This window comes from Pseudoalteromonas sp. 2CM39R (genome assembly GCF_023161845.1).
On sequence record NZ_JALNTM010000001.1, the window covers coordinates 351,085 to 375,915 of the forward strand.

The window sequence follows — 24,831 nt, forward strand, 5'->3', positions numbered from 1 at the left end:
CTTAATTTGATCATTCATGGTTCAACCATATCGTAAAAAAGGCTAATAAGCAGGCTATTTGCCATTCACTAAAGATATAGTGGCAATAACAACTATAAATTTACTAAATCCAAAAAATCCGCCTAATGTTGAATTAAGCGCTACGAAGCAAACGCCAAGTAGCCACTCTCACTAACAAAAAATAGATAACCCGTTCGAAGGATTTTTATTATGACAACATATCAACGCGAAACCGATAACCTAGCTACTTTATGTCAAACACAAGGCAAAACGTGGCAGTCAATCAACCCTGAATACGCAAGCCGTATGCGCTTACAAAACCGTTTTCGTACGGGTCTAGACATTGCTCAATACACTGCAGATATTATGCGTGCAGACATGGCTGCTTATGATGCTGACCACAGCCAATACACACAATCATTAGGTTGTTGGCATGGTTTCACTGCACAGCAAATGATGATGGCAATTAAACGTCATAACAAAACAACTAAACGCAGCTATGTATACCTAAGTGGCTGGATGGTTGCGGCACTTCGCTCTGAGTTTGGCCCATTACCAGACCAAAGTATGCATGAAAAAACATCTGTTCCAGCGCTAATCGAAGAAATCTACACTTTCTTAAAGCAAGCTGATGCACGTGAACTTGACCACCTTTACAAAGACCTAGACGAAGCGAAAGCAAACGGTGGTGACGTTCAAGCAGCATTAGATAAAATCGACAACTTTGAAAGCCATGTTGTGCCAATTATTGCTGATATCGATGCGGGTTTTGGTAACGAAGAAGCAACTTACCTACTTGCTAAAAAGATGATTGAAGCGGGTGCATGTGCTATCCAAATCGAGAACCAAGTATCTGACGCAAAACAATGTGGTCACCAAGCTGGTAAAGTAACTGTACCGCATGAAGATTTCCTAGCAAAAATTAACGCTGTTCGTTACGCATTCTTAGAGCTTGGTATTGATAACGGTATTATCGTTGCTCGTACTGACTCATTAGGTGCAAGCCTTACTCAAAAAGTGCCAGTATCTAAAACACCTGGCGACCTTGCTAGCCAATACACGTCATTCCTTGAAACCACACCAGTAAACAGTGTAGATGACTTAAATGAAGGCGACACAGCAATGAAGCTGAATGGTCAGCTTTGCAAACCAACACGTTTAGATAATGGTTTATACCAGTTCCGTGAAGGCACAGAGAAAGACCGCGTAGTTCTTGATTGTGTAACAAGCTTGCAATCAGGCGCAGACTTACTGTGGATTGAAACAGAAAAGCCAAACGTTAAACAAATCGCTGAGCTTGTAAACCGCGTTAAAGAGCAAGTACCAAATGCTAAGCTGGTATACAACAACTCACCGTCGTTCAACTGGACACTTAAATTCCGTGAGCAAGTATATGCTGAGTGGCAAGAACAAGGTAAAGACCTATCTGCTTACCCAAGCATCGATGACAATAAAGCATTAATGGCGCCAGAAATGGATGACACTGAGCTTGCAGCGGCAGCAGACGTACTTGTACAAAACTTCCAAAAAGATGGTGCACGTGAAGCGGGTATCTTCCACCACCTAATAACGCTACCAACTTACCATACAGCGGCGCTAAGCACTGATATTCTATCAGAAGGCTATTTCGGCGACCTAGGCATGCTAGCGTATGTTCGCGACGTACAACGTCAAGAAATCCGCCGTGAGCAAGCATCAGTGAAACACCAAGACCTAGCAGGTTCTAACATTGGTGATACTCATAAAGAGTACTTCTCTGGTGAAAATGCACTTAAAGCCGGTGGTGAAGCAAATACCATGAACCAGTTCTAACCAAGTTGTAATTTCCTTTATAGCTATTCAATAATGTTGTTAGGGGCCTTCGGGCCCTTTTTCACATTTTAGCCGTCAGCTACCAGACACGCATCTCTCACCTCTCACCTCTCACCTCTCACCTCGCGTCTCGTATCTCTCACCTCGCGTCTCGTATCTCGCACCTCGCATCTCTCACCTCGCACCTTGTATCTCGCATCTCGGATCACTCTTTAACTAAGTCTTGGATCAGCCATTTACTAGCTTTATAAAAATACAGATCACGTATTTACCAGCCTAAGAATTTTAGATCAGGATTTAACTACCTCCGCCTTATGAGCCTTAATTTAGGGCTTATTGTCTGATTACAGCCTCTAGAGTGGCTAAAATTAGGTCATTTAAACGGCAATTTAGGACTGTTTTGTAGAATCTTGCGATTTACAAACCGATTTTTTATTAACTCACCCAAGCTATAAACCGATTTTTTACCAACTCAACATCCTTACAAACCAAAATTTTACTAACTGAAGCTAGGTTTTTAGCGGCACAAACCGATTTTTTACTAACTCAAGTTACTGATTTTGGCTATAAACCGATTTTTTACTAACTGCTTTTGGATTAATGTCCGATATTTGAAAAATGTATGTAAGGAGTTACTCACATTTTGACTGTAAAGGGGGTTTACAGGGGAGGAGTTAGCGAGGGGAAAGTTAGAAAGAGTAAAGTTAGAAAGAGTAAAGTTAGAAAGAGTAAAGTTAGAAAGGGGAAAGTTAGAAAGGGGAAAGTTAGAAAGGGGAAAGTTAGAAAGGGGAAAGTTAGAAAGGGGAAAGTTAGAAAGTAGCAGCGGGTTTACCACGCGTTATAGTTTTACTAAATGACGCGGCATAAAGCCGCTGCTACAGGTAAGTGTGAAACTATTTTATGTTTTGTGTATGGCGCGGCATAAAGCCGCACCTAAACTATTGCTCGCAACTCGCAACTCGCAACTCGCAACTCGCAACTCGCAACTCGCAACTCGCAACTACTCACTATGCTTATCAAACCACCATTGAATATAGGCGACTTTGGTCATCAGGTTTGATGGGCGAGCGGTAATACCATGTGAAGCGTTAGGAATACGCACCATCGCTGTATCAACGCCTTGTAGCTTTAATGCTTGGTAAAATTGCTCGGTTTCAGAAATCGGCGTACGATAGTCTGATTCACCGGTTAATAGCATAGTTGGTGTTTTTACATTGCCCACATAGCTAATTGGAGAGCGCTTCATATAATGCTCAATATTGTCCCATGGTTTACCTGGGAACCAATAGTCAGCAAAGAAAGGGTAGAAGTCAGCAGTTAGTACAAAGCTGATCCAATTGATGACAGGTTTAGCAACAACAGCTGCTGCAAAGCGGTCTGTATGACCCACAATCCATGCAGTTAAAACACCGCCACCTGAACCGCCGGTAACAAACAATTTACTCTCATCAATAAAGCCCTTATTGATGACAGCATCAACACCTGTCATTAAGTCATCAAAGTCATTACTTGGGTAGTTATGATGAATTGTTTGCGCAAATTCTTTGCCGTATGAGTCACTGCCGCGCGGGTTCATATAAAGTACAACATTACCTTTGGCTGCGTATAATTGTACTTCAGGGCTAAAGTGAGGACCATAGTTTGCAACAGGACCGCCGTGGATCTCTAAAACAAGTGGGTACTTTTTGTTTTTATCAAAACCCGGTGGGTAAGCAATCCAACCTTGAATAGCCAAACCGTCGTGGCTTGATTTAACCCAAATTTCTTCAACCTTAGCCAGCTCTTTGTCACCCAGCGCATCTTCGTTTAATTGCGTTAAACGTGCGGTTTTACCGCGCTTAATTAATGCTACATCAGCTGGACGCTGGGTATCTGCGAGTGTGAATGCAACTTCACCATCTTCGCTCACATCAAAGTCACCACCTGAATATGGGCGCCCAAAGGCAACACTACCAATCTGTGAGGTAATCACTTTATGTTTACCACTACGTGGCTGGTAAGCTAAGTGTGTTTTGCCTTCGCTATCGTAGCTAAAATAAAGGCCTCTGCCGCTATCATCCCATTTTATATCTTCGACACTACGGTCTAAATCAGCAGTGAGTACTGAGGTTTTACCTGATTTTAAATCAAGTAAATAAATGTTGCTGTTTTCATAGTTAGTCTTTTTGTCGTCATAGCCTGTGTATGCCAGGTAACGACCATTTGGAGAGACTTTAGGACGTGAATCTGGGCCTTTACGATCTGTTATTTGGGCAATTGCACGATCCGCTAAGCTAAGTTTATAGATTTCAGATTCAGTTGGGTGTAATTCATTATCTTCATAACGATTAGCCGAAAAATAAAACGCATCGCCTTGTTCGTTAAAGCTAATAGCACCACCATGATCAAAATCACCAGAGCTCAATTGACGAGCATTGCCGCCCGTTGCACTGATGATAAAAAAGTGACGATAACCTTTTTCAGAGTAGCCACCGCCATCGGCACGGTAATATGTATCGTCAATATATTTAGCTGGCTCTGCCCACTTAGCGCCATCAGGCTTACCCGGTAAAGACACTGGGCTTGCTGATTTTGCTGGCACAAACTGGCTGAACACCAATTGTTTGCCATCTGGCGTCCAAGTTAATCCGCCAGGGCTTTGTGTAAGGTTACTAATCTTTGCTACGTTACCGGTTTTTAACCATTTTACATAGATTTGGCTGCTACCATCTCGGGTAGAAATAAACGCTAAACGAGTTTCATCTGGTGACAATACCGGAGAGTAATCCATATGCACGCCAGACGTTAGCGGTAGCATGGTTTTACCATCTGGGTTTACTGACCAAATATTGCTGACTTTACGGTCGCTTTTGATATCCATGCGATTGCGCACAAAGTAAATTGTATCGCCATTTTTTGTCATTTCTATTTGGTTGGCATATTCAAGATCAAAAACATTTTCAAGTTGAAAGGTATTGCTAGCTCCTGCATGGCTGTAAAAGCTAGCTGCTGCAAGCAGTGCTAAAGACGTTTTAAACTTCATTTTATTTCCTTGTTAGTGAGCAGTAATTAGGGCGTGTTAACCTGTTATAAAGTAACAACCATCAGAAATATAGTCCATTGCGATGAATGGAGAAATCAATAGACAGATGGTCATTTCCCTTTTATGTTGAGTACAGACACTTTTAAACGTAAGGAGCACACAATGATAGGTTACATCATGTTAGGCACTAACAACCTAGCTAAAGCAGTAAAGTATTACGATGAATTGTTCGCCACTCTAAACGCCGAGCGCTTTTTAGAAACTGACCGCTTTGTCGCATGGAGCACTGGCCAAGATAAGCCCGGTTTTGCGGTTACCAAACCTTATAACGATGAAAAAGCTACTGTAGGTAACGGCACTATGATTGCTCTAGCAGTCGAAACCCCAGCCCAAGCAGATGCCTTTTATAAAAAGGCCATAGAATTAGGTGGCACTGACGAAGGCGCTCCCGGCCCACGCGAAATGCCCGGCTTTTATGCGGGATACTTTAGAGACCTAGACGGTAATAAACTTAATGTGTTTTGTTTTACGCATGGGTAAAGAAAGTTAGCAAGGGGAAAGTTAGAAAGAGTAAAGTTAGAAAGAGTAAAGTTAGAAAGAGTAAAGTTAGAAAGAGTAAAGTTAGAAAGAGTAAAGTGAATAGGCGCTAGGCTCTAGGAAACAGGGCCTAGCTTATGTAGCTTTATGCCGCGTAACTCTTAACTTTACTTTGGCTCTATGCTTACATGGCGTGCCAGTAACATCGTGTAATATCTGGCAACTTCTATTCTACATTCAGTAAGCCAAGTCCTTTATTCGATATTTTAAACTCGATACCTGAAGAGCTGGGGCCGTATATAATGGGCTAGAAACAAATAGCAGAGCACTGGGATATATATCATGTGTTTATTAACAAAGAGGTGGGTTGATGTATAAGCAGAGTGATATCAAATCATTAAGTTGGCAAGAGCATGTTATTCAGAGAAGCAATTTGTATTTTGGTACTAATGGACCTTGTCCAAAAGTTATTTCTGCAAATATAGCAGAGGGTGCATTAATTTTAGGGGCTGAATCAGTTGAAATAAAGAAAGTTGCTAAGTTTTGGTGCATTTGTGCAAATTTTGATTGGCTAAACGCTAAAAATGAAAATGGTGTTTATGGGGCTAAGATATTTAATCAATTTTGCCCATTCCAGGAGGCTGGTTCAAATTCTATTCGTTTTGAATGTATGGCATTTTTATTTTCTAAAACACTGATCTTTTTAAGTAAAAATGATGTAACGTTAATTAAAGGGACTGAGGATGATTTAGAACTTTTTACTAATACTTTAAGTCAGCTAAAATATAACGAAGTAGTCATTGCTTTTGAGTTTTCACCTGATTAGAGAAACATCAAAAAAATCGACTGTTAATTGTGAATCTGTTTCAAACACTAACTAGAACAATAGATCTCATGGTAAGCAAAGCGAACTTTTTAGAAAACGCGCTAAAGCACGACCTACAACTCGCAAAAAGTCGCGCGAAGTAAATTTCACGCCTACAAAAACTGATGGCTGACGGCTGAAAGCTGACAGCTAGTTCCCCTACCAACTTCCGCTTATTTTCATTACACTGCCTCTATACAAAATAATTATAAAAATAGAGAATAATCATGACGTCGAAACTGCTTAAACCTCTTTCTTGTGCATTTGCACTGAGCCTTGTGGGCTGTGGTGGAGGTGAGGTGTTTACTGCCCCTGCTAGTAGTGAGTTTGCCCATGGCAATGAGCTACTAAGTGCCACGGCGCTAACCGAGGATGCTAGTCACGCGTTAGTGGCAACCCAATCTGAGGTGTGCGTTTGGGATAATCAGTTAAAAGCGCGTTTGTACGATTGTATAACAGGGCAGGGCGCTGAACATGTTGAGCTTGCGGGCTTTAGCGCTAACAAATCTCGTTTTTTCATTTCAAATCGATTATCGGTGACTTTATACGATACTCGCACTGGGCGTAGTATTGGTACTTGGCTTACCGGGCAAGAAATCGCTAGAGACATCGCTATTTCAGCCGTAGGCGATACGTTGGTTATCGCTTATCGTAGCGGCAAGGCTGAGGTAATAAATACTCGCACAGGTGATACTAAGCGTTTTGATATTCATCGCTTAGATATTAATAGCGTGGCGTTATCGGCTGATGGTCAGTGGGCGTTTACTGGCTCAAGCGACAAGTACGTTAAGCTTTGGTCAACAAGTGATGGTAGCACTCGCTTTGAAGAGCGTTTAGCGACCAGAGTGAATCACGTTACTCTAAATAAAACAGCAAGCTTGGGCTTTGCAATTGACTCGGTAGATGATCGTGTATTTTTTGATTTAGCCAATAAAAAAGAGCTGTCAGAAGTGGCCTCATACTCTAACTTTATTGAATTCACTGCATCGCAATTTATCAATCAAGATAAATGGCTATTAACGGGATCACCAAAAATGAAGATGCGTTTATATCGCGTTGCAGATGGTGAATTAATCGCTGAATACGAAGCTAAACAACAGCGCCAACGTACGTCAGTACTAAGTGTGGCGTACGATGGTAAGCAACTATATTCAGAAACCAGTGACGGCCTATTGCAAGCTTGGCCTTATAAAGCAAATAAAAGCTAAAACAAAAACGCCTACTCTGAGTAGGCGTTTGTTTTTGAGTACGATTAAATTAGTAATCAAACTTATGCTTGGTAAACAAGCTTTGCACTTGTTGCCAAACTGCACCAGGCTTACCATCGCCAACTAACTTGCCATTTACCTTTACAACTGGGCCAACTTCTTTAGTGGCGCTGGTGATCCATACTTCGTCGGCATCAAGTAACTCATCTTTACTAATAATGCGCTCTTGCACTTTAAAGTCACTGTAACTGTGAAGAATATTGAGGATTAACCAGCGGGTGATCCCCGGTAAAATTTGGTTATCAAGTGGTGGCGTACTGATCACACCATCTTTTACAATAAATACATTACTTGAACTAGCTTCGGTAATTTCTTCTAAGCGGTTAAATAGAATGGTTTCTTTGTTACCCGCTGCTGCGCCATGTTGATAATGGATCACGTTGCCAAGCAGTGCCGTTGATTTAATATGGCAACGTTGCCAGCGACGGTCTTGCTCAAGCGATACAGTGTAAGTTGTTGCATTGTCGATATCGCCTTTTGGCTCTGCTGGAATTTCAAAAGCAAACGCGAATACGGTCGGGGTAATATTAGTTGGGTAACCGTGAGCACGTTTAGTGTCGGCGCCGCGGCTAACGTGCAAATAAATCCCTAGGTTGTCACCTTGGTTTTTCTCGCATAAATCATTACAGATTTTACGCCATGTATCGGCACTGTAATCGAGCTTAATTTCAAGTTCGTTTAAACCGTTATTCATACGCTCAATATGTGCGCCAAAGCCAAGCATTTTGCCTTGGTATGATGGGATCACTTCATAGATGCCATCGCCAAATAAGAAGCCGCGATCCATTGGTGAAATCTTTGCTTCATCAGCGCCAAGGTATTCACCGTTTAGGTATACCGTGCCCATTGTTAAACCTCATTCTCTGTCGTAAAGCCGCCAATTTGGCGAAGCCGAGTTATTAATTGTTGACCATGCATTGCATGCAGGCCGTCTTCGGTGAGCTCATTTTTATGGGTGACGCCATCGACACTACCGCGCTCACTTAGGTAATGTAAAATGTTGAGTGGCTCAATATCAGCCAGCAAATCTGTGTTGTGCCAGCGACTTAAAAAGGCAATGAGCCCGTATGCTGCCCAGTTAGATACATCGGCGAGTAACAGCTCATCACAGGTTGTTAAACAAGGAGTGATGTTTAGCGCTTGCATGTGCTGTGCAAGGTTACCCATGCCTATTTCGTTACCGCCATCACCAATCGCTATGGTGGGGCAGGGTGCTTCTGTCACAAAAAAATCAAAGCAGCCACAATGCTCCGAAATATCAATACCGCGCATATTATAATAACGCTGATGCTCGTTAAGCCCCGGGCGTTCTATTGATAAAACACAATCAGGCTTTAGCTGCGCAAGGGCTTTAATACTAAAAGTGTGCGCATTATCAATGCTATTAATTGGTAACTCAAAACAGTTAAAGTCATTTTTCAAGGCACTGTAAAGGGGGTTGCCAGTAACCAAAATGGGCTGTTTACCAAGCTTTTCGAGTACCTTGTAAAGTGCAATTGCACCAACCGGACCATCAGTCTCGAAAGTATTGTTAACCGCAAAGCCAGTACCTATCAACACAGTGCCTTGTGCTTTATAAAGGTGTTTTGCCGCACGTAAATACGTCCCCGTTAGTTGTTTTGCGTATAAATGCTGCATACCACGTGGGTTTTGTTCAACCATCATGGTTTCAATTTGTTGGCTGAGCGCTGCGTCGCTTAAACTTGCTGACATAGTGCTTTGATCTCTTGAATGAGCGCAATACCTGCTTCATTATCGCCATGAACACATAGACTATCGGCATTAAGTGCCAGTTGCTGACCACTTCGCGTTGTCACTGTGCCATGTGCAACTAACTGTTTTACCTGTGCCATTAGCGCCGGTTTGTCGTGTACACTGCCGGCTAAAGAGCGCGCAACAAGTTTACCTTCGTCTGTGTATTGACGGTCGGCAAATGCTTCTAAAATCAGTTCTAGTTCAAGCTCTTTTGCTTGTACTTTGTGTTTGGCTGCTTGGTTGGTAGCTAAAATCATCAACTTTAATGGCTTTGCATAACTAGCCACTGCGCGCATAACAATATTCAGCGTTTGCTCGTCACTCATCATATCGTTATACAATGCGCCATGTGGCTTAACGTATTCGAGCGTTAAACCATGTACTGCAGCCATACCATCAATTGCAGCAATTTGATAATGCAGGCAATTAGTCAGCTCTTTTTCGCTCATAGCCATTGAGCGGCGACCAAAGCCTTGCTTATCTGGGTAACTTGGATGTGCGCCAACCATTACTTTGTGTTGCTTGGCGAGGGCTAGGGTGTTTGCCATCACATCGGCATCGCCAGCATGAAAGCCACAAGCAATATTTGCCATATCAATATGTGGCATAACTTGCTCGTCTAAGCCCATTTTCCACATGCCAAAGCTTTCGCCAAGGTCACAGTTTAGTTTCATCGTCATTTATAACGCTGCCATTTTACTATTTGGAATATCGGTGATCAGCATATGCCCTGGGCTATGCGTGATACAAAAATCAGGTGCCGCGTTGGCAATTGCAACTTGTGGAGTCACACCACAGGCCCAAAATACGGGCACTTCGCCTTCTTTAATGGTCACCGCATCACCAAACTCAGGTTTGTTGATATCTTTAATGCCAATTGCTGCAGGGTCACCAAAATGCACTGGCGCACCATGTACACTTGGAAAACGACTGCAAATTTGGATCGCACGAATGGCATCGGCAGGTTTCATTGGGCGCATGCTTACAACCATATTGGCGTGAAAAATCCCCGCACTTTGGCAAGCCATATTGGTTACATACATTGGCACATTTTTTTGTTCGCTGATGTTTCTGATCTCAAGACCCGCAGCAATTAGTGCTTCTTCAAATGAGAACGAGCAACCAATTAAAAAGGTGACTAAATCGTCGCGCCAATGATTCGTAATATCGGTAAGCTCTTCAACCATTTGACCTTGTTTAAAGACGCGGTAACGGGGTAAGTCGCTACGAATATCAATGTCTTCACCAACAGTTGGCATATCGGTAACGCCCGGTATACGGCTAGTTGCAATGATTGGGCAAGCTTTCGGGTTTGCTTGGCTAAACTGCAAAAAATCAAACGCGTATTGTTTAGGTAAAATCACTAAATTAGCTTGCACAAAGCCCGGTGCAAAGCCCGATGTATTGCCCGTGTAGTCACCCTCGCGTACCATTTTACGAATAGCCGCTGGAGTGGTTAAAGATGCATTTTTTTGCATGTGACTCTCCTTGAAATTAACACTTGCCCATTGTTGCTACAATAACACTCAGTTCAGGTCATTAATAGTAACGGGCAGCTGTCCTTTAGCAGGGGCTTTCCCTAGTAAAACGTTTGCCAGCGCTGTAAAAGCAGGACCAGCAATCTTTTCATCTGTATCTACATCTATATTGTAAGCATAGGTGGCAAGTACAGCATCGCCAAATTTTCCAAATTGGGCAATATCGTAAGGGGCGCGTAAGCTGACAAATACGGTCTTTTTATGGGCTAATTTTGCTTGTTTTAACAATGATTCTAATGCCGCTGATTGATCGGCTTTAGCAATTGCAAACTCAGGGTTATCAGCTAAATCATCCATCCCGCCGACTTCAACAGCACTTTGTTTTGGTGACGCATTAGCGGCAATGATAATGTCGGCTTCGTTAATTTCTTTTAATGTTGCAAGCGGCTCATAGCCTTGCAAACTTGTGCAGCTAAAGCTGATTAGCTTATCGGTGTTATCAATTAACGCCTGCTGCAAAGCATAGCATTTGCGGGTATCTGGCATAATAATATGCACTTTGCTGCCCGATTTAATGTTAAGCGGTAGGGTGTTTTTCTCGTTTTTCACTTCGGTGATAGCTGCCAATGCTAATTCAGCTTCTACTTTTCGATGGCTTTGATCACCCAGTAAAAGCTGCGCTTTTTTGATGGCTGCTTCGTCATCAAGTGAAGAGCTGAGTTTAAACTTTTCTTTAAGTTTTAAAATGCGTGTTGCAGAAGCATTCATTTCGTTGGCATTTAACGTGCCGCGATGTACTTCTTGCTCTAATCGCTCAATCAGAGCTTCAAGTACAGCTAAGTCTTTAGGGCTTCTGATTTCGATTGGCATCAGGGCAATATCAACACCCGCTGCAAAGGTATTTATTACCGCTTCAATTGGTTCAAAAAAGTGGCTGATCCCCGCCATATCGAGAGCATCTGTGATCACCACACCTTGATAACCGAGTTCGTCCCGTAATAAGTCGGTGATGATTTTGCGCGACATCGTTGCAGGTTTGATCATGGTTTTGCCTTCTTTACTGACAAACGTGCTGTCATCAAGGGCAGGGTATTGGATATGGGCAGTCATGATCATACCCGGTTGTTGGTTTTTAATAATTTCTTTAAAAGGGGGGAGATCTTGCTGCCAAATGGTTTCTTTATCATGCATTACTTTTGGCAGGCCTGTGTGGCTATCTACATTAGTATCGCCATGCCCCGGAAAGTGCTTTAACGATGAAATAACGCCGTTGTTTTCAAACCCTGCCACTTGGGCACCACCCAGTTTTGCAACCAATTGCGGATCTTCACCGTAAGAACGCACGTTAATAACTGGGTTATCTGGGTTCATGTTTACATCAACCGTGGGTGCATAGTTAACATTTACACCCAGTGCTAATAGCTCGTCGGCAATAATGCGGGCAGATTCAGTTGCGAAGTGGGTACCATGTTCTTTATAGGTTGCGCCAATCGACATGTTACCGGTAAACGACGTACCAACATCACGAGGAATTCGGGCAACTCGGCCACCTTCTTGGTCTATCGAAATAAACAGCGGTAAGCCTAACTCTGACTTAGCAGCGGCTTTTTGTAGGTCATTATTAAGTTTGATCACTTGCGGCACGGTATCGATATTTTCTGCAAATAAAATCACCCCACCAATGCTATGTTTAGTGATGATATTTGCTAAATCGGCCGGCAGCTCTGTCACCGGTGTACGGCATTTTTGTTCACCTGGGTCTTGCTCGCAGTAATAACGTAGGTCAAGCATGAGCTTTTGCCCTAACTGTTGTTTTAAAGTTAATGCAGACTCAGCAAATGATGATTGTAATGGCATGAAACATCCTAATCCGATAACCAGTGACGATAGTGCAAACTTATTTAACACAGCAAGCTCCAAAGCAAAACGCTTATTTAGTTTTTAGAATAAATTATTCTTGATGTTAATGGGTTTTTAAATATAAATACAGTATTTTTTTGCTACCCTAGCGGTTTTTGAGTCCGACTGCAAAAAGCTAAGTTAGATCACCAAATAGGGCTAATAGGCTTAAATAACCAAACCTTTATACTTATTAAAAGCGTGGCAAGTTGATAATTTATCAATTTAATGGGTCGCTTTTTAGTACAATTTAAAGTAATAATATATTCCATAATCATCAGCGTAAATATGACAAGCCTGGGGGCGAGATGGCTTTAACTCGATTACACGCATTTAAACAGCAAATTAAACCTTTTTTACCAGAGTCAGCATTAATAGAAGATTACTCGCGCCGTTATGCGTACGGAACAGACGCCAGCTTTTATCGATTAATCCCTGAGTTAATTGTATTAGTGAGCAACCAAAATCAAGCAAGGAAAGTGATCATTGCTGCCAACGAGCAACACGTACCCATCACATTTCGCGCCGCTGGAACGAGTTTATCTGGGCAAGCAATTACCGACTCTGTATTGGTTTTACTTTGCGATAGTTGGAGCAAGTTTGAGATAATTGATGACGCTGAAGCAATACGCTTACAACCGGCAATCATCGGTGCTCGAGTAAATCAAGTATTAGCCCCGTTTGGTAAAAAAATTGGCCCTGATCCCGCTTCAATTAATAGCTGTAAAATAGCGGGGATGGCGGCAAATAATTCATCGGGCATGTGTTGTGGAGTGGTGCAAAACAGCTACCACACAGTAAAAGATATGACCCTCATTTTTGCCGATGGCACTGTGCTTAATACGGCTGATAGCCAAAGCTGCAATGCCTTTTTGCAAAGTCATAGCCCTTGGGTTGATGAGCTAATGAGCTTGGTTGATAGCGTAAAGCAAAACCCCGATTTGAGTGAGCGTATCGCTCATAAATACCGTTTAAAAAATACCACAGGCTATGGTCTAAATGCACTGCTGGATTTTTCTGATCCAATCGAAATCATTAAGCACCTCATTATTGGCTCTGAGGGTACGTTAGCTTTTATCGCCGATATCACCTACCACACCGTGGTTGAGCATAAGTACAAACACACAGGTTTCTTTATTTTTGACGATATCAGTAAGGTGTGTGAGCTGGTACAAAGGCTGAGTGGACTTGATGTTGCTGCTGTTGAGCTACTAGATAAACGTGCTCTGATGTCGGTGTCTGAACACGCTATAATGCCAAAAGAAGTGGCCAGCTACCCAGAACAATCAGCCGCACTGTTAATTGAGTTAAGAGCTGAAAATGCACATGATCTCGATGCGCTCACTAACATCACCGAGCAACTTCTTGCTGAGTTTAAACAAAGCCAACTGACAGCGATTGAGTTTTCAGCAGACAGCGCCCGTAATGCGGCACTTTGGAATATCCGTAAAGGCACGTTTCCTGCTGTTGGTGCGGTGCGCGAAACTGGCACTACTGTGATAATAGAAGATGTTGCCTTTGCCCTTGATAAATTAGCTGATGGCGTGAATGCGCTGCATCAATTATTTATTAAATATGGTTATGATGAAGCCATTATTTTTGGCCATGCCCTTGCCGGAAATCTACACTTTGTATTCACCCAAGCTTTTGATACACCAGAGCAAGTAAGCCGATACGAACAATTTATGGCTGATGTGGCGAACTTAGTGGCGGTTGAACTAAAAGGGTCATTAAAAGCTGAGCATGGCACTGGGCGTAACATGGCGCCGTTTGTTGCCACCGAATGGGGAGACGATGGCTTTGCAGTGATGGTTGCGCTTAAAGCTTTATTCGATAAACAAAATATTCTTAACCCTGGAGTTATTATTAATCACGACAAAAATGCTCACACTCAGCATTTAAAAGTCATGCCAAAAAGTGATGATATTATCGATACCTGTATTGAATGTGGCTTTTGCGAAGTTGTTTGCCCATCAAAAGGGCTTACCTTAACACCGAGGCAGCGTATTACTTTATGGCGACACCGCACAGAGCTGCACAATCAATTACTTACAACCGAAGATGTAGCAAGCAAACAAAAGTTAAATCAAAAGCTCAGTGTTATCGAGGCTGACTTTAAATACTTAGGTATTGATTCGTGCGCGGCAACGGGTCTTTGTGGTCTTAAATGCCCAGTGGGAATAAACACAGGCGAATTTATAAAATCACTCAGAGCAGAACAAGCTTCTTCTAGCAAGGTTGCGCGATCATTATCACGCTTTGCAGGCAAGCATTTTGCGGTTGTTGCTACGGGGGCACGGTTTGGTTTAACCGTGATGCAGGTGCTCGAAAAAGCAATCGGCAGCAGTAACCTAAGAAGCCTGAGTAAACCTGCTAATAAGTTGCTTGGTACACCGCTTTATTACTCGGCGTGGCCTAGAGCCGAGCAGCCAATTAATAGAAAGCTTCAACAACCCCAACAAGCGAAAAAGTTGGTGTATATGCCAAGCTGTGCAAGCCGGATTTTTGCGGCCGATAAACGTGCTGATGATAAGCGCCCACTGCTAGATGTTATCTATTCTCTCGCTGCCAAAGCAGGCTATGAAGTGATACTTCCGACACAAGCAGATTCACTTTGCTGCGGTATGCCATTTGCTAGTAAAGGCTTTAATAAAGAGTCTAAAAACAAAAGTGAGCAGTTACTTACTGAACTCGAGGCGCTTTCAAATAATGGCCAATATCCCATCGTTTTTGATGCCAGCCCTTGTGCACTTACTACTCTAAATGCTGCGCAAAATACGGCACTCAAAATTTATGAAAGTGCCGATTTTGCAGCCCAGCATTTACTGCCTAATTTGCAAGTAACGCCCGTGAATGAGCCGGTGATGCTCCATGTTACTTGTAGTTCTAAGCGATTAGGTAAAGAGCAAAGCCTAGTATCACTTGCCAAGGCATGTAGTAATGAGGTGATTATTCCAGCTGATATTGAGTGCTGTGGTTTTGCCGGTGATAAGGGCTTTAACTTACCAGAACTCAATAGCAACGCGTTAAAAACCCTTAAACAACAAGTACCAAAAAACTGTAATCGCGGCGTGTCTAATAGCCGCAGTTGCGAAATTGGTTTAACTGAGCACAGTGGCATTAGTTATCAATCAATTTTGTATCTGCTCGATAAACAAAGCCATGCAATATAACAGGGCTTAATTGCTAATTAGATGAGCCAGTTACTGACTGGCTCATCTAATTTAAAGCTTACACTTTCCAAAAAATGCCTTTGCGGTAGCAGCTGTACATCACACCATAAGACACCACTAAAAACAGCAGTGAAAAGCTAAAAGAAGCGAGGTAATCATTGCTGAACACTAATTGTATTAGGCCATAAATACTGCCTTTTAAACTGCTATCGCCAAGCGGGATCATAATTAGTAGCCGTGCAAACACGCCTGCAAACATAAAAAATAATATCGCATTCGCACCAAATACAATAAACGGAGCGCTCCAGCTGCGCAGCTTATAAATATCTAAAATAGCACTGCACAGAGCATAGAAAATCGCTGCCAGCCCTGAGCTGAGTAGCACATAGCTCGGCGTCCATAAGGCTTTATTGATAGGCGTTATTGGTGTAATCGCATAGCCGGCAATAACGGCAAATGTGCCCAGTAAGATAAGTGTACGTGCTTGTTTTTTAAGGTTGGGTTGCTTAGTTAAATAAACCGCAGCCAACATGCCGCTAAGCGCACTTGCAATGGCAGGAAGAGTTGAGAATAGCCCTTCAGGATCAAATGGCAGTGGCTTAGCATTGGCATAATACAGGTGATGACTACCAAGTACGGCATTATCTATAAAGGCGCTTAAGTTATTGCCACGTAACCATAAGCCACTCACTACCTCGCCGTTTGGCAAGGTATACAGGATATAAAGCATGGCAGCGCCATATAATAATAAAAGAGCGATGCAAGTAATGGCTATTTTCTTAGGCGATAAATAGAGATAACAACATAGAGCGACTAAATACACCAAACCGATACGTTGCAGCACACCCAACACACGCAGCTGCAATAACTTGTCATCAAGCCAGCTAAAAGAAGGGTCTCGAAAGTTGTAATAAAACAAGGCTAAAAACCAGCCGAGGGCAATGAGTTTTATGGTGCGAATAACACCCGCTTTTAGTATTTGCTGATCACTGACCCTTTTAGCACGCAAGCTATTTACTGAAAGCGTGATAGACATGCCGACGATAAAAATAAAAAACGGAAAAATTAAGTCGGTGGGCGTCCAACCATGCCACTGTGCATGTTTCAAGGGCCAATACATCGCTCCCCAACTACCCGGGTTATTCACTAATATCATGGCAGTAATAGTCAAGCCCCGCATGACATCTAACGCCATGAGGCGATGTGAAGGGAGTTTGTTGATGATTTCAGCACAGTGTTGACGCATAGGAAAACTTTATTGTTGTTTTATTTTTACAGTGTAATAAATTATTACATCAAAGCAAGCTGCTTTTTAAACAGTATAAATAGTATTTGTAAGCTGTTCTTTTAACAGTACTAAGCTTTATAGTTTATTAAATTCAACATGTTAAATAACGAGGGTTGTTGGTAAATGGCTTTGATACCGTTCATGTTTAACGAGTGCTTAGTAGCTGAAGTTATTAAACAGAGTTACTTTAATTAATTAGAGTAATTGCACTCATTTGTTTGCGCTAAATCAAATTATGACAAAAGTTTTATAGAGGTACACAGAACATCTTGCTAGTATAAAGGTATTAGATGTTCCCGATATGGACTTTGGGCCCCATGTGTGAGAAGTATCGTGCTTAATAGTCTTAGTCGTGGTTTAAACCTACGCCGCTTAATTTTAGTGTTAGCGTTTTCAGCAACGCTTATAACCTTTCTAAATAGTTATTACTCGAGCTACCAAGTTCAAAAGCAACAACTAATAGATAAAACTCTTAATAATCATAAAGCATACGCCGCTAAGTTGGTGTCAGCGACCGATAACTTTTTACTTAATGCTCAGCAACAGCTTGCTTATGTTGGAAAAATTCTTGAAGACGATTTTCATAATCAAGGCTTAATTAATGCTGAGGCAGACAGACTAAGGCTACAAACTAATAGTTTTAATTCGACCATTATTGTTAATGCTCAGGGCGATATTCTAGGCGTTTCTCCAAAGTCATTGAAACTACAAAATCGTAAAGTAGATAGCTTTGGCACTAAAGCCGCTTTATCGTATCGCACCCCAATGATCAGCGAGCCGTATATTTCGATGGCGGGCAATTTACTGATCTTTATATCGCAGCCTTTATTTGACAAACAAAGTAATTTTATTGGTTATGTAGGCGGCACCTTATACTTAAAACGTACCAGTATTTTAAATGAACTGCTGCAAGTTCATTACTATCAAGACGGCTCTTATTTGTATGTGGTTGATGAAAATCATCGCTTACTGTATCACCCCGATAAAAGCCGCATTGGTGAGCAAGTATTTGATAACCAAGTAATTGAAGAAGTACTAAAAGGAAACGCTGGCACACAGCTTGTTACCAACAGCAAAGGCATTGGTATGCTCGCAGGCTACGCACCTATGACGGTCGCTTCTTGGGGGGTCGTTACTCAACGCCCACTCGAAAGCACGCTTGCTCCGCTTGATAATTTAATGTGGCAAGTGTTTGTAAAAACCGCCCCAATAGGTGTACTCACATTTATATTTATTTGGGTGTTAGCACGTTTAATTGCTCAGCCTTTAAGGCAGTTAGCCGAAACTGCCAATACTTTAGATCGCCCTTCAACGTCACTTGAACTGACACAAATTCGCTCATGGTACTTTGAAAGTAATGAACTCAGAAAAGCCATGTTGAAAGGGGTCGGGCTATTACAAAGTAAAATAGGGCTATTACGCCAAGAAGCGCAAACTGATCCCCTCACTTGCCTGCATAATCGCCGCAGCCTCGATATACAAATTAGCCATTTGATAGCTCAACGTTGCCCTTTTGCTGTATTGGCTATCGATATCGATCATTTTAAACGGGTGAACGATGAGTTTGGTCATGACATTGGTGATGTAGTACTTCAGTCGTTAGCTAAAATTTTGTTAGATGTTACTCGTGATAGTGATGTGGTTGCTCGTACCGGTGGTGAAGAATTCATTGTGATCATGCCTAGAGTTGAGGCAAAACGTGCGTATCAACTGGCTGAGCGTTTGCGTATGCGGGTGTCAGAAAGCTACATTGACCCGGTTGGCTGTATTAATGTATCGATTGGTATTTCGGGCTGGCCAATTGAGCAATTAAGCATTGATGAAGTATTTAAGCTTGCTGACCAAGCTTTATACCAAGCTAAAAAAACCGGTCGTAACCGCTCAGTTGTCGATGCCACATATAGCCAAGATCTTGCTCCAGTTTCTGAGCCTTCAATCTTGGAATAAGTTATTTAATGTGCAATAGTGGATGCTATTAAGTTATTTATGGAAAATCAAAATGGCATTCACTTTGTTGGCTCGTTTAACTAAATCTACTTCTATATTAGGTATTGCGCTTATGAGTGCAAGTACTGCTTATGCCAACCCAAGCGATGATAAACACAGCGAATTTGTAGATGTAGGTGCTTTGCTACCGAATGCCGTGTTAGATATCCGTTATTTTGGTCATCATAACTTTGTTGGCAAACCAGTTGATGGTTACAACGCACCTAAATGTTTATTGCACAGCAGTGCTGCAAGCGCGCTTAAAAATGTGCAAATAGCAGCGCAAACCCAAGGTCTGAGCTTAAAAATATTTGATTGTTATCGCCCGCAGCGCGCCGTTGATCACTTTGTGCGTTGGGTTAACGATTTAGAAGATACCCGCACTAAAGCTGAGTTTTATCCAAACTTAGGCAAAGACCAGCTGCTTGGTGATTACATTGCCGCTAAATCGGGTCACAGCCGTGGTTCAACGATTGATTTAACGTTAGTTGATGCAAAAGGCAAAGAGCTCGATATGGGCTCACCGTTTGATATGTTCGACACTCTTTCTAACACCGACGACCCGCGCATTAGTGCAGAACAAAAAGCCAATCGATACAAATTAAAAAGCCTGATGACAGAGGCCGGTTTCGCTCCTTATTCAATGGAGTGGTGGCATTTTACCTACCAACCGCAAGCATATCCCGCCACCTATTTTGATTTTGTGGTGGAGTAGTAAGTTAGCGAGTTACGAGGGGAAAGGGGAAAGAGTAAAGTTAGCGAGGTACGAGATGCGAGGTAGCAGCGATTTTACATCGCGTCCTAGAACCTAGAGCCTAGCCCCCCCAGAACCTGATGACGCGGGATAAACCCGCTGCTACAGGCTGACAGCTTCTTCACGTTGGGTTTCGCTGCGCTCTACCCAACCTACATCACCTCTTTTATCGGCGAATAATCAACTTTAATTTCAACAATATCGACATTGGCATTTTGTTTAAAAGCGTTTTGCACTTTTAATAAATCAGTGTCTTTTTCTGCAAGGTAGCGGTAGCTTTTGTTGGTCATTTTTTTCAGCGTATATTGGCTGCTAAGCGCTACTGGTAAGCTGTTTTCTTTTAGCGTTAAGTAAATTGCACCCGTTGCGATGCCGCGCTCTTGCATTGCGTGGTTAAAGACTTCTGTGCCCTTGGTTAAAGTAGGCGCATCAAAGGTAATTTTTTCGCCATTATTACTAAAAGCGTTCGTCGATTTTTGCTTGTTGATTTCGACTGCTTTTTTAACATCTTTAACTGAAAGTTGTTCTTTTTGTGAACTGGTTGTTGGCTGCTGTGTTGTATTTTGCTCGCTTATTTCATTTTTTTGACAGCCTGATACTAGTACTAATGCTAGTGTAAGTGCTTGTATCTTAATTGTTTGGTTCATTATGTTCCTGCTTGTTTGTTACTTTTGTTTACAATTAATTCTGTTTTTTGATTGCCATATTGGGTACATTGGCCGCGGTTATGATTGTTAACCGAAAATAAAAATATAACAATAGGGAACGTAAGGAATGTCTCAATTTAAAGTAACAGCAGTTGCTACCATGGTAACGGCTATCTTGGCATCATCTCAAGTACAGGCAAGTGAACAAACTCGCTTTTATAATGCTTCAAGCGTTAGCTCTCAAGTACAATTTAATCCTCAAGTATCTCAGCAACGTGCATTGGCTGAGCGTCGCACTGTATCGGGTCACAAATCTATTTTCGATGCGCAATTAGGTAAAGCTACTTTCCTATGGAATGCAGTAGGTCAAGCTAAGCCTGATATGGCAATGGTGCTTCCTGAGCAACGTAATGCTTACGCTGCAGATTTTTATTTAAATGCCTTAACAGGTGTTAGCACAGCTAAAAAAGGTGTATCAAGCGCTGTATTAGCAGATTTATCTGAGCAAAAGCTTGGCTCAATCACAGCTAAATACAAGCAAAAAGTTCATGATATTGAAGTATTCAACCGTGAATACAACCTGATCATGGATAAAGAATATAACCTAGTTGCAGGTTCTGGTTATTTCGCTAACACAAGTTCAAATGCAACGCAGTCGTTCGCGCCACTTGCTGAGTTTGTTGGTGCTGAGCAAAGCATTAAACGTGCGATTAAAGAACTTGCTGATATCAATGTGTCGTTAACTAAATCAACTGAGCAAGGTGACTATGTTAAGTACACTGTGTCTAACCAAAGTGGTGACAAAGTTGTATTAGGTCAGCCACGTGCTAAGAAAGTATTCTTTGAAGTAGCGGGTGAGCTGCAATCTGCATACTATGTTGAAGTAGAAGTTGCTGATAAAAACAGCCTAGAAAGCGATTACTTCAGCTATGTTATTGGCGCGCAAAACAGCAAAGTTTATTTCAAGAAAGACTTAAAAGCACACGCGGCAGACTTTAACTACCGTGTATGGGCTGACGAAGATGGTTATCCGTGGGAAGGTCCACACGGTGACGTGATCCCAGCTGATGGCCCAGATCAAATTGATGAAACTGAAATCCTAGATGCACCACTTGTAAGCTTGTCTTACTACAAAAAATTAAGCACGATGGATCCGTGGCTTGCTGATGACGCTACAACAACATCAGGTAACAACGTATTTGCTTATGCTGATGTAATTGCACCTCAAGGTTACACTGAAGGTGACTTCACTGCTGAAACTACATCAGATTACACATTCGATTACCCTTACCAAGTTGATCAAGTAGCAAACAGCTACGACAACCGTAAAGCGGCGATCGTTAATTTGTTCTACATGAACAACTTCTTACACGATTTCTTCTATGACCATGGTTTTGACGAAACATCAAATGTTGCTCAAGTATCTAACTACGGCCGTGGTGGTGTAGAAGGCGACCCAATCGAAGCACAAGCGCAAGATAATAGCGGTTTAAATAACGCTAATATGGCAACACCTGCTGACGGTGCAAGCCCACGCATGCAAATGTACTTATACAACTCGAAAGATGCGAAAGTGGGTGTAGACTTTGGTGTGGTTGTAACATCAGATGAAACAATTGGTCTACTTGAGTCTTCTAAAGTATCTGGCTTTGGTCAAATGCAATTTGCTGATATCGCAGGCGAAGTTGTTCGTTTAGTTGACGGCAATGATGTAGATTCTGGTAGCGTAACAGACGGCTGTGAACCTGCAACAAATGCAGCAGAACTAGCTGGCAAAATTGCGCTAGTCGATCGTGGTTCTTGTAACTTCACAGCAAAAGTACTACACGCTCAAGAAGCGGGTGCAATTGGTGCTATCGTTGTAAACAATAACCCAGATACAGATGAGCCAGCGCCAATGGGCGGTGAAGACGATGCAGTTATCATTCCTAACATGGGTCTGAACTATGCTGACGGTCACGCACTTTACGATGGTATCGCTGCAGGCGACACTGTTACTGTTAATATGTTCAACAAAGCAACGTTAAAAGACGGTACGCTAGATAACGGTATTATTGCTCACGAATGGGGTCACTATATCAGTAACCGTTTAGTGGGTAACTCATCAGGTCTTATCAACTTCCAAGGCCGTGCGATGGGCGAAGGTTGGGGTGATTTCCACTCACTAATGTTCATTGCTAAAGCTGATGACATTAACATCCCAGGTAACGACAAGTTCCAAAAAGCTTACGGTAGCGGTACATTCGTAGAAGATTTCTACTATGGTATTCGTCGTGTTCCATATTCAACAAATATGGAAGTAAACCCGCTGTCTTTCCGCCACATTACTGAAAATGAAGGTGCTGATGTAGGTATTGCTCCAACTAATGTTGGTTCACCACACGCAGCAGGTGAAATTTGGGCAACTATGCTTTGGGAAAGCTATGTAGCACTTATCAACGAGCACGGCTTTGAAGAAGCTCAAAACCGTATGGCTAACTACTTAGTTGCTGGTTACAAGCTAACTCCAGTTGCTCCGCTATACACAGAAGCACGTGATGCTATCTTGGCTGCAGCTTACGCAGTTGACCCAGAAGATTACAAACTAATCTTAGGTGCATTTGCTAAGCGTGGTATGGGCTTAGGTGCTAAAGCGCCAGAGCGTTTCAGCGAAGATTTAACCGGTGTTGTTGAATCAGACAAAATGAAACTTGCTAGCTTCACATTCAAAGATGTGGCAATGGATCCAAACTACAACGGTGCAGAGCTAGGTTATTGTTCAAACGATAACGTGCTAGACAAAGGTGAAACAGGCACGTTAACAGTTAGCATCATGAACACAGGTAGTGAAGTACTAACTGGTACTCAAGCACAGTTAACGGTTGTTAGTGGTCACGATGTAACGTTCGAAAATGATGGTTTAATCACTTTTGACGATACAACTCCTTACGCTTCACAAACAAGCGCACCTATCACGTTTACACTAAATGATGCAGGCACTGCTGATACACTTGAAATCGAAGTGTCATTCCCAGAGCTTTCTGCAGATGACGAGATTGTTGAAGCAGCAAGCGATACAGTATCTTACCTTGTGAACATGGACTTTGAAGATAAAGCACCAGTTAGCTCACAAACTGCTGACGATATGGAAGTAGCAGGCGCTTCATTACGTGACTGGAAAGAAAACGTAATGACAGGTGATGACTTAGCTGTTGGCACACAAAGCATGGCAACTGGCGGTAATGTTAACTTCTTCAACAGCTTTGGCTTCGGTCTTGGCGAGCAAACCATGTACCTAAACAACAATGACTTCCAGTCAGATGTTGCGGTTGAATCAAGAGAGTTTGATATCGGTTTTGCTGGTGATTTTGAAGTTTCATTCTGGCACTTCTACCTAATCGAAAACGAATGGGATGGTGGTGTTGTAGAGATCAGCGTAAACGGTGGTAACTGGGTAGATGTTACTGAAATGGGCGGTACATTTGATGTTGGTTACGATGGCCCGCTAATCGAAAACGATGCGCAAGCACTACAAGATCGCGATACCTTCACAGGTAACAATGTTGATGGTAGCGGTGTTTATGGTAACTACGAAACAATTCGTTTCGGTACTGAACTAAACGGTAACCGTGCAAAATTACGTTTCCGTATGTCATCAGACAGCGCAGTACGTGAGTTCGGCTGGTGGATTGATAACGTAACTGTTAGCAATGTAACGTCACCAATCTTCTCAAACGTGATTGCTGGTGATGCATTAGCATGTGATAACGCACTACCATTACTTTCTGTATCGGGTGATGAGTCTGTTTCTGAGTCTGCTTCAGGCACATTAACTGCAACAGCGTCAGACCGTAACAGTGATGACACGCTAAGCTACACGTGGACGCAACTAAGCGGCACAACAGCAACACTTACTGGTGCTGATACTGCAACTCTAGGTTTCACGCCAGGTGCTATCTCAAGCGATGACGAGTTAGTATTTGAAGTAACAGTAAGCGATGGTACAGACTCTGTATCAGAGCAGTTCACTGTTGCCGTAACTAACGAAGCTGAGCCAGTAGAAGAGAAGAAAGTAACTAAATCTAGCAACGGTAGCTTTGGTTTCTTAACACTACTACTTGCACCACTAGCGCTTATCGGCCGTCGCCGTAAACGTAAATAAGACTTTTAAATAGTGATAACAAAGCCCTTACAGCTCGCTGTAAGGGCTTTTTTGGTTTTAAGTTAGTGAGGGAAAGTTAGCGAGTTTCGAGGTGCGAGATACGAGATGCGAGATACGAGGTAGCAGCGATTTTACATCGCGTCCTAGAGCCTAGAACCTAGAACCAAGAGCCTTTTTGTAGGCGTGAAACTTGTTTCGCGCGTCTG

At 42.4% G+C, this 24,831-nt stretch carries 16 protein-coding genes; 8 read left to right on the forward strand and 8 right to left on the reverse strand.

What is annotated here, in order from left to right; translation table 11 throughout:
• Positions 1-210 precede the first annotated feature (210 nt).
• On the forward strand, positions 211-1,812 hold the full coding sequence (locus MTF66_RS01625; RefSeq protein ID WP_058584382.1) for an isocitrate lyase: 1,602 nt from the start codon (positions 211-213) through the stop codon (positions 1,810-1,812).
• A gap of 1,000 nt (positions 1,813-2,812) precedes the next feature.
• On the opposite strand, the gene MTF66_RS01630 is transcribed toward MTF66_RS01625, so the two are convergent.
• Positions 2,813-4,834 carry a S9 family peptidase gene (locus tag MTF66_RS01630; protein WP_248526113.1) on the reverse strand — a complete coding sequence of 674 codons (2,022 nt, stop codon included), beginning with the start codon at positions 4,832-4,834 and terminating at the stop codon, positions 2,813-2,815.
• A gap of 162 nt (positions 4,835-4,996) precedes the next feature.
• Between MTF66_RS01630 and MTF66_RS01635 the strand changes: the two genes are divergently transcribed.
• The 3 genes from MTF66_RS01635 to MTF66_RS01645 all read left to right on the forward strand — a co-directional run bounded on the left by MTF66_RS01635 (position 4,997) and on the right by MTF66_RS01645 (position 7,444).
• Positions 4,997-5,374: a VOC family protein gene (locus MTF66_RS01635; RefSeq protein ID WP_248526114.1), complete on the forward strand. Its 378-nt coding sequence runs from the start codon at positions 4,997-4,999 to the stop codon at positions 5,372-5,374.
• A 367-nt stretch (positions 5,375-5,741) separates the two neighbouring features.
• Positions 5,742-6,197 (forward strand): hypothetical protein, encoded by a 456-nt coding sequence (locus MTF66_RS01640; protein ID WP_054563160.1) that lies wholly within the window; start codon positions 5,742-5,744, stop codon positions 6,195-6,197.
• Between the two features lie 266 nt (positions 6,198-6,463).
• Positions 6,464-7,444: a WD40 repeat domain-containing protein gene (locus MTF66_RS01645; RefSeq protein ID WP_248526115.1), complete on the forward strand. Its 981-nt coding sequence runs from the start codon at positions 6,464-6,466 to the stop codon at positions 7,442-7,444.
• 49 nt (positions 7,445-7,493) lie between these two features.
• On the opposite strand, the gene MTF66_RS01650 is transcribed toward MTF66_RS01645, so the two are convergent.
• Genes MTF66_RS01650 through MTF66_RS01670 form a run of 5 tightly spaced genes read right to left on the reverse strand, consistent with a single transcriptional unit; the run spans position 7,494 to position 12,594 of the window.
• On the reverse strand, positions 7,494-8,351 hold the full coding sequence (locus MTF66_RS01650; protein ID WP_248526116.1) for an aminotransferase class IV: 858 nt from the start codon (positions 8,349-8,351) through the stop codon (positions 7,494-7,496).
• Positions 8,352-8,353: 2 nt separating this feature from the next.
• Positions 8,354-9,217: a glutamate cyclase domain-containing protein gene (locus MTF66_RS01655; RefSeq protein WP_248526117.1), complete on the reverse strand. Its 864-nt coding sequence runs from the start codon at positions 9,215-9,217 to the stop codon at positions 8,354-8,356.
• Positions 9,202-9,933, reverse strand: a complete 732-nt coding sequence (locus tag MTF66_RS01660) for a 5-oxoprolinase subunit PxpA (RefSeq protein WP_248526483.1) — start codon at positions 9,931-9,933, stop codon at positions 9,202-9,204. The genes MTF66_RS01655 and MTF66_RS01660 overlap by 16 nt, the downstream gene beginning before the upstream one ends.
• A 6-nt stretch (positions 9,934-9,939) precedes the next feature.
• Positions 9,940-10,737, reverse strand: a complete 798-nt coding sequence (locus tag MTF66_RS01665; protein ID WP_248526119.1) for a putative hydro-lyase — start codon at positions 10,735-10,737, stop codon at positions 9,940-9,942.
• A 48-nt stretch (positions 10,738-10,785) separates the two neighbouring features.
• Positions 10,786-12,594, reverse strand: coding sequence for a glycoside hydrolase family 3 protein (locus tag MTF66_RS01670; RefSeq protein WP_248526120.1), 1,809 nt, complete (start codon positions 12,592-12,594; stop codon positions 10,786-10,788).
• Positions 12,595-12,944: 350 nt separating this feature from the next.
• Between MTF66_RS01670 and MTF66_RS01675 the strand changes: the two genes are divergently transcribed.
• The gene (locus MTF66_RS01675; protein WP_248526121.1) at positions 12,945-15,809 is read left to right on the forward strand and encodes an FAD-binding and (Fe-S)-binding domain-containing protein; all 2,865 of its coding nucleotides are present in this window, start codon (positions 12,945-12,947) and stop codon (positions 15,807-15,809) included.
• Between the two features lie 58 nt (positions 15,810-15,867).
• Here MTF66_RS01675 and MTF66_RS01680 read toward each other — a convergent pair whose 3' ends face one another.
• The gene (locus tag MTF66_RS01680; protein ID WP_248526122.1) at positions 15,868-17,055 is read right to left on the reverse strand and encodes an acyltransferase family protein; all 1,188 of its coding nucleotides are present in this window, start codon (positions 17,053-17,055) and stop codon (positions 15,868-15,870) included.
• Positions 17,056-17,430: 375 nt separating this feature from the next.
• Between MTF66_RS01680 and MTF66_RS01685 the strand changes: the two genes are divergently transcribed.
• Together MTF66_RS01685 and MTF66_RS01690 are read left to right on the forward strand one after the other, a co-directional pair.
• Positions 17,431-19,044 (forward strand): sensor domain-containing diguanylate cyclase, encoded by a 1,614-nt coding sequence (locus MTF66_RS01685; protein WP_248526123.1) that lies wholly within the window; start codon positions 17,431-17,433, stop codon positions 19,042-19,044.
• A 52-nt stretch (positions 19,045-19,096) separates the two neighbouring features.
• Positions 19,097-19,798 (forward strand): M15 family metallopeptidase, encoded by a 702-nt coding sequence (locus MTF66_RS01690; RefSeq protein WP_248526124.1) that lies wholly within the window; start codon positions 19,097-19,099, stop codon positions 19,796-19,798.
• 191 nt (positions 19,799-19,989) lie between these two features.
• On the opposite strand, the gene MTF66_RS01695 is transcribed toward MTF66_RS01690, so the two are convergent.
• Complete coding sequence (locus MTF66_RS01695) at positions 19,990-20,484, reverse strand: hypothetical protein (protein ID WP_248526125.1); 495 nt, start codon at positions 20,482-20,484, stop codon at positions 19,990-19,992.
• Between the two features lie 127 nt (positions 20,485-20,611).
• Here MTF66_RS01695 and MTF66_RS01700 point away from each other — a divergent pair, with 127 nt between their 5' ends.
• Entirely contained in the window at positions 20,612-24,625 is a 4,014-nt protein-coding gene (locus tag MTF66_RS01700; RefSeq protein ID WP_058584414.1) for a rhombosortase-dependent M36 family metallopeptidase, read from the forward strand.
• Positions 24,626-24,831 lie beyond the last annotated feature (206 nt).